This window comes from Crocosphaera sp. Alani8, from assembly GCF_038442745.1.
Classification (GTDB): domain Bacteria; phylum Cyanobacteriota; class Cyanobacteriia; order Cyanobacteriales; family Microcystaceae; genus Crocosphaera.
This window is the reverse complement of sequence record NZ_JARVCN010000167.1, coordinates 1-7,342: the sequence shown is the minus strand read 5'-3', so window position 1 is coordinate 7,342 and position 7,342 is coordinate 1. Positions and strand designations below refer to the sequence as shown.

Here is a 7,342-nt window from a genome sequence, read left to right as displayed (position 1 = left end):
GGGTTAGTCTAATTTGATATGTAAAGTTTTCTAAAGACATTCAACATTTCTGGGTGTGTCCCCATTGTAAGTTTCATTTTGAGGTAAACCGCTTGGTTAAAATCCTGAACCTCAAACATAGAGTACGACCCGAAGATGCAGAACGATTCTCCCAATACAGAGGTCTTCTGCAACGAGCTTACCACCTACAACGGGCCCCTACTTGGGCTGCTATGACTTTCAAGGAACAGTATGGGCATTATCCCCCGATGGCTTGGGGTCGTCATGCTGTTTTCGGGAAACCGCCTCCCGATAATGCTAAGCATGATTATTCTCGTCACCTGAGTGCGATCGCTAATCGGCTTAACAAAGATGATCAATGGATCGAACGCTATTTATCAATGGAATTCTAACATTTTCTGAGGACTAAATTATGTATCCACTTTCATATATTTAGCCAATCAAATGCAGCCTAATCAGAAAGACCAAATCAATAAACAGTCTCACTTAGAAAAATTGAGACTGTTCGGGAGCATCATTATGGGGTTATTGGTTGTTAATTCGATCTTGTTTATTGTCTCTAACCAATTTCAAAAAAGTGATTCATTAATGAAAGTAATTAAAAACCATGAAAACATCAGAAATTAATTTAGAGAAAGTTTCAGTATTTGACCCTCTTATTGTACCTGAACATCCTAAAGTTCAGCAATTAATCAATGACCTTAAACAAGGGAAACGCAATTTAAAAGACACAGATTGGGCGGAATTAGACCTCAGTGGATTAGACTTATCTAATACCGATTTAAGAGATAGTAACTTCTTTAACTGTGAACTTCGCTGTGTTAATTTTACTGAAGCAGATTTAGGTAGTGCTAATTTCAAAGGAGCTAATCTCAGAACAGCTAATTTAGCTAATACAGACTTACACAATGCTAATTTATCGGATACAGATTTGTGTCATGTATCTTTGGAGGGAGCTAATCTAAAAGATACCAAATTTCAAAGAGTCAAATGCTATAGAACTTTATTGAGAAATACAACTTTACCCGATGGAACGTTAGTTAAATTCAAAATGAGTCTAACAGGAGATAGTCTATGTGTTGATGAACTTATGAATCATTACCAAAAATGTTATCAGCGTCGTAAAAAGATAATCGGTTTTGGTCTATTTATTCTGTTTTGTCTAGGAGTTGAAGTTCTTGGACATAGTTTATCGTTGATTTTTTCATTGATGGGATAAAGAGGAAAAATGATTGCTCTTAAGTTTTCAGATATTGAAAAACAAATGACTCTTGTTCTAAACACTTCTTTTTCAACTGACGAATTAGAACAATTAGATAGTGAAAAAACAGATTATTTGAAAGGAATAGTCTTCACTCATTTGACAAAAATAGGAAAAATCGATAAAACTTTGGTACGTAATTTCTATCAAGATGTTATAGCAGAAAAAAAAGTAGTTTAACACTCGCTAATTACACACGCACCTTCAGTCATCGCCTCACCAGTTATAGTTCATTACAAAGCAGTCTTGTATTCTTTAACTGGTGCGGAGTTGACTGATAAATGGTCTAAGAGTTATTAGATTCTAAAATACCATATTTTTTACTCCACCATTGCTGATCTTTAGTCATAAAGAAAGCCACATTTTTATGTCGACTATCTTTAGCCCCTTTAGAATTAGAACACCTAAGCATAACTTTATCTTGTCCTTCTTTTTGATAGGAATATTCTTGCAAGGGCTTACCGCATACAGGACAAGAATATTGCGTTAATTGACCACCATTCGAGGCTTTTGACTCTCCAGGTTGTACCCATTTGTCTAGTTTTTTATCAAAGAACATAACGACATCACAGCCGTCTTCACATTTGAGAAAGTAGGGAACCGCTAACTTTTTAGACTTAGACGGAATCTTACTCAAAGGTTTCTGGCACTGGGGGCAACAAACATCAGATTTTTCCCTAGCCAAAGTCGTATCATTATTGGCTGGTTTCCCTCCTAATGCAAGCCAAGCCTTAGTTAAAGTGGGGTCAAAATAGTCTCGATTCCAAGTGGTTAGATATTTCTGCCAATCTTGTTGTCCTTGTGCGATCGCGTCAAGAGTGGCCTCCATTTGTGCCGTAAATTCAGCTTGTAGAAGTTCAGGGAGCATCTTACCTAAAAACTCATCAACGTCTAAACCGAGAGGAGTCGGAAGCAGCTTCCCTTTGCTCAACTTAACATATTCCCTTTGTTTGAGGGTTTTAACTGTAGGGGCATAAGTCGAAGGTCGGCCAATGCCTTTTTTCTCCATTGCTTGTACTAGCTTGGGTTCAGTGTAACGTGGTGGTGGCTGCGTTTGTTTCTTATCATGTCCAGCTTGATCTAAGGTTAAAGGCTGTCCCTGCTGTACAGTGGGAAGAACTGAATCATTGCTAATGTTGTTCCAATACCTGGTATAGCCTTTAAACTGCATTACTTGTCCTTTGGCTAACCACTTAACATCTCCTGATTGGGTGATAATCTTAGTCTGTAGCAATCGAGCCGAATTACATAATGAAGCTACCGAACGCATCCAGATCATCAAATAAAGTTGAAACTGCTGGTCATCCAATTCCTGTTTTAGTTGGGCTGAAGGACGATTAATATCAGTGGGACGAATGGCCTCATGTGCCTCCTGTGCATTCTTGGATTGACGGTGTTTGACCTGTTTCGAGGGCAAATTTTTGGGATCTTTAGCCTGTAACCATTGCCTAACCGATTGGCAAAACTCATCACTCAAAGCCGTTGAGTCAGTCCTCATATAAGTTATCAAACCTTGTTCATAAAGATGCTGCGCCACTTTCATAGTGGTTTCAGGGTTCATCTTTAAGCGAGAACCGGCTGCTTGTTGCAAGGTTGATGTGGTGAATGGTGCAGGGGGTTTACGATTGACGGTTTTGCCCTCAACTTGTAGGACTTGATGGGGATTGGATTTTGCGATCGCCACTAACTTATCTGCTTGATCGCAGCATAAAACCCGACTGGATTCGACGGCTGCCTTTTCACCACCGGCATCATTGTTGGTTTGAGATTCCGTTGTTTTGGTGTTAGTTTTATCGGCTAAATAAAAAGCACGGAAACCTTCTTTATAATCAACCCAAACTGACCAATAATCGATGGGTTTGAATTTAAGAATTTCTCGTTCTCTCTGGCATAAAATATGCAGCGCAGCCGATTGTACACGGCCGACACTTTTACCCCCTTTACCTTGTTTCCACAACAGGGGAGAACCACGATAACCGACTAATTTATCAAGGCAAGCTCTAGCTAACCCTGCATCGACTAATTGTTTATCCAAAGGACGGGGGTTTTTAACAGCCGCTTTAACGGCTTTTTCTGTTATTTCTTGATAGACCACTCGTTGAGGATTTTTAACCCCTAATTCTTGGGCTAAATGCCAAGCGATCGTTTCCCCTTCACGGTCAGGGTCAGAGGCAAAATAAATGGCATTACTGTTTTTAGCTATTGTTTTTAATTCTTTGATGATTTTGGCGGCTTTGCTATTACGAGGGACAAAGCGACAACTAACTCTATCATTCGTCAGGGTAAAACCCAGGTTATCTTCCCCATCTTTGGCTAATTCTCTGACATGACCTAGACTGGCTTTGATGAGCCAACCTTTTCCTAAAATTTCCTTAAGTTTTTGAATTTTCTTGGGAGATTCGACAATTAATAACGGCATCTTTGGAGAATGTTGAATTTATTCGGGAGAATGTTGATTTTCAACGAAAATTATCGTTATATTTTTCAGGAATTAACCCAATTCTAAGTCATTGTCTCTATCTTTTTTCTTTTGATTATTATAGCGTTTAATTCGAGAATTTTCTGGTTCAAGTCGGAATTGTTTAACCGCTTCAAAAAGATGGTTAATATAATTAGTAAATTTGGCATAAAATTCGTCAGAGTCAATAGATTTCTTAAGGTCATAAGCCTTGTCACTATGGCCAATAACTTCCATAACTCTGTTAGGATTATTGGTATGGTCAAACAGATAATTAGCCATAATAAAGTTGATATTATCCGGGTCAGATACAACCCCTTTCGATTGAGTAATAATATGTTCTTTTAAGGATACATACCTCAACCTTAATCGGGCTTTATATTGGGCTAGTTCGTCAGGAGTTTTATCAAAGGGTGTATCCGTCGGACAAATTACCGCCTCTGAAAAACTAAGTAATTCAGCTTCATTGGCACTGTCTGTTGGTAATGAAGAATATTGGTCATTATCACCAATATAGGGAGAAGGATCATCAATAGTGGCTCTCTCGATAGGTTGTGGTTGGGAATGTCGCTTTCTATACTGTTCTCGAATCTCTAGTACCCGTGCTTTCCAATATTCGATATTGTTAAAAATATCTTCATCAGAGATAGAGTTAGATTGAGACTGAGTATTTACATGAGACGGCGGGTATGGTGTTTGTTGCTGTTGCAATTCGGTGTAAATTTCCCTGAAACGTCTGACCCAATAGTCAATGTCTTTCTCATCGGTGAGATTATCGGAGGACTCATTTTCATCAACCGAAGTATCATCATAGGATTTATGGACCGGGATGGAACTATCATCAGCCACATTGCGGATAGAAACCTTAGAAGGGATTGTGGTGTGAGGAGTGGCGAAAGCGTTTTGATTAATGGTTGCTGTGGTGTGAGTTTCATTTCCCTCTTGTCTCGACTGAGAATCCTGTCGATTAGCCGTTCTTGTTGCTTGTGCTAAATCTGTCAAATCATACAGGCTATTCTTTTTGGCTTTGAATTCAATGGCTTTACGGGACAATTGGCTTTTATCAGAGGTATAAAGTTTCAAGCGAGTCTTAGCTTTGGATATCGCCCTGTAAAACCCATCATTCTCTATAAGTTCATCAGCAGCAATTAACACCTGTTCAAAAGTATTCCCTTTAATAGAGTCAGGGCAACAAACAATCGAATAATCGACAAAACGTGGCTCCTTAAGAGGCCAAATCTGTTGGCTTCCGTCTTGTTTTTTAACGGTGACGGTATTTTCGTTTATGCTCATCACCTCAAAAGTTTGTCCTTTACGAGAATCGAGTGTACGCTCGGCTTTCGTCCCAACGAGTGTTTCTCCTTCGGCAATCTCTATCTCAGTGGCAGCCAACACCGCTTTTTCAAAGTTTAAGTCAACAGTAAGTTGATTCTGTTGAGCATCTTCAAGGATAACCCTATCCTCATCAAACCCCCTGATTTGATAATATTGTCCTTTTTCTAACCCCCTTTTCTTATAGGAATGGGCAGGAACAACTAGATCACCTAGATTTACATTATGGGCATATTTGGCTTGTATTCTCGTTAAGTCTTTACGCTTTAGTTGGGTAACTAAGGTTGTCTTCCCTAGTCGGCCTTCTTTTTTCAATCCTTCTCGAACACCTTCAATAATTTCTGTTCGCTCAACTTCATTCCCTACTAAGACTAGGGTTTTATGCCGTTTATCAGGAGCGATCGCTAAATAATCTCGGACTATTTGTTGTACTTTATCGGGTTGAGGTATTTCATCAATACCCCCATTCTCATCTAAACGAGTTAGCCCTTTTTCTATTTGCCCACGTTTGATTAAACCAATAGCTGTTTGAAGTTGGGGAGTAGGCTGTTTATCCAAAGGACTAAGAGCTAAGGTCATCATCCCCGCTTGTTGCAGGGATTTGAGAGGATTACCATTTCGGCGAAGGGCAATTTGCTTGATATCACTAATGAAAATAACTCTAGCTTGAACTTGAGTCGCCAATTGCATTAAATCATATACCTCAGATGCTCCAAGCTCATGGGCTTGCTCGACTAACCAAACTTGATGGGGATCATAATCAGTTTCAGATTTTAGTAATTCTGTTAAGGTACTGGTGTTGATTCCAAGTTTCACATACCACATCATGGCTTCATCAGTTTTAACTCTCCTAACTGAGTAGCCATTTTTTTGTGCCACCTCACTAAAATAAGCGATTGCACTTTGGTGAGAATCTTCATTCCCCACCCAAGCAAGAAATTGGTCATTACTGTTTAAACTCGAAACCACAGCATCATACTCCTCCTGGGTTAAACCGTGGTTTTCGACGGATGATGACACTGAATCAGAATCTGAGAGCGCGCTATGATTTCCCCGTCCCTCTTCAAAGAGTCGGATCATAGCCAACTCTCGTTGTAGAGCTGGTTCGGTGGTATAGTTAACCCCATGAACTGAGGTCACTTTGATTAATTCAGGACTAGACGCAATATCCTGACTTATTACTCTAATGTCCGTGGGAATCCCTTGATTTAAAACAGCTTTCTCTATATCTTCACGTCTGAAGCTGACATTCTTATCAGCACAATCAGCGATCGCCTTCTCAAATGAGGGTCGTTTCTCTGTCTTAACCGTAGCCACCTTTGAAGGCTTAACAATCTGAATTTCTAATCTTTTGGCGAATGCTATCCATTGTTCTTTTAGTTCAAGGGGGTTGATTTTACCTTTATAAGCTCTGGTGACTTGTCTAACTGCTTCTTTCCGGGATCTAGATGGGTCATTCCCTGTTAATTCCAAGATTTTGCGACGACGTTTCGAGAATAGCATTAACTCATCGTGGTCATAGCCTTTGATATCGAATTGTCCATGATCTCTGGAGGTGACTTCATAGCCTATTTCTTGGACAGCGATCGCTAAATAATGCTGGTAAGCCATCCCTAACAACTTACGATTCTGAAAAATTCCCCGATTAACATGACTATACCAATCTCCGTTATTGACCTCAGTGGCATTCATGATCAGGCAATGAGTGTGTAAATGGGGATCTGGGATGGTTTGAGCAGGTTGCTCCCCTTGGTAATAATCATCTATTTTACGGGCATCAATATGGTCAAACTGGGCAATGATCAAGTTCCCCGTCGTAATAAGTTCTGCTTTTCCTTTCTGGTTAGTCACCTTGGCTAGAGAATATCGCTCCTCAATCAACTCTAAGACTTTAGCCACAGCTAGACGATGGGCATTAATTAGTCTGTCATCCCCACCTACTAAGCCGGATAGCGTAACACTTTTGGGAGCATTGAAACAGCAATCAAGGGCTGCGGTTCGTTTTCCATTTTTTTCCCTTCTTCTTTTATAAAGCTTTTTTCTACGACCAGGGCTATAGCCATCACAGAGATTCTCAAATGCGGATTGATTAGAGATCGCTCCAGATAACCCCCAACGTTGCGCTCCCATACCTGCCCACCTCGAATTTTCCTCAAGGTCATAATCATCCTTGAGAAAGTAGTCTTTGGCTTTATCGGCATCAACAGCGGCAAGGGTTAACATAATTTATCAGTTCAATATAGCATTTCCCATACTCATGAGGTACACTGGGAGGAAACTATTTAATGCGA

General features: G+C 39.9%; 5 protein-coding genes. 3 read left to right on the top strand and 2 right to left on the bottom strand.

What is annotated here, in order from left to right; genetic code table 11:
• The first annotated feature begins 92 nt into the window (after nt 1-92).
• From P9B04_RS11260 to P9B04_RS11250, 3 genes are all read left to right on the top strand, one after another.
• The gene (locus P9B04_RS11260; protein ID WP_342055083.1) at nt 93-392 is read left to right on the top strand and encodes a hypothetical protein; all 300 of its coding nucleotides are present in this window, start codon (nt 93-95) and stop codon (nt 390-392) included.
• Nucleotides 393-607: 215 nt separating this feature from the next.
• On the top strand, nt 608-1,219 hold the full coding sequence (locus tag P9B04_RS11255; RefSeq protein ID WP_342055082.1) for a pentapeptide repeat-containing protein: 612 nt from the start codon (nt 608-610) through the stop codon (nt 1,217-1,219).
• A 9-nt stretch (nt 1,220-1,228) separates the two neighbouring features.
• Entirely contained in the window at nt 1,229-1,441 is a 213-nt protein-coding gene (locus tag P9B04_RS11250) for a hypothetical protein (RefSeq protein WP_342055081.1), read from the top strand.
• A 106-nt stretch (nt 1,442-1,547) separates the two neighbouring features.
• Here the strand turns inward: P9B04_RS11250 and topA are convergent, their stop codons facing one another.
• Complete coding sequence (gene topA, locus P9B04_RS11245) at nt 1,548-3,680, bottom strand: type I DNA topoisomerase (RefSeq protein WP_342055080.1); 2,133 nt, start codon at nt 3,678-3,680, stop codon at nt 1,548-1,550.
• Nucleotides 3,681-3,752: 72 nt separating this feature from the next.
• Nucleotides 3,753-7,274 (bottom strand): MobF family relaxase, encoded by a 3,522-nt coding sequence (gene mobF, locus P9B04_RS11240; protein WP_342055079.1) that lies wholly within the window; start codon nt 7,272-7,274, stop codon nt 3,753-3,755.
• Between the last annotated feature and the right edge of the window lie 68 nt (nt 7,275-7,342).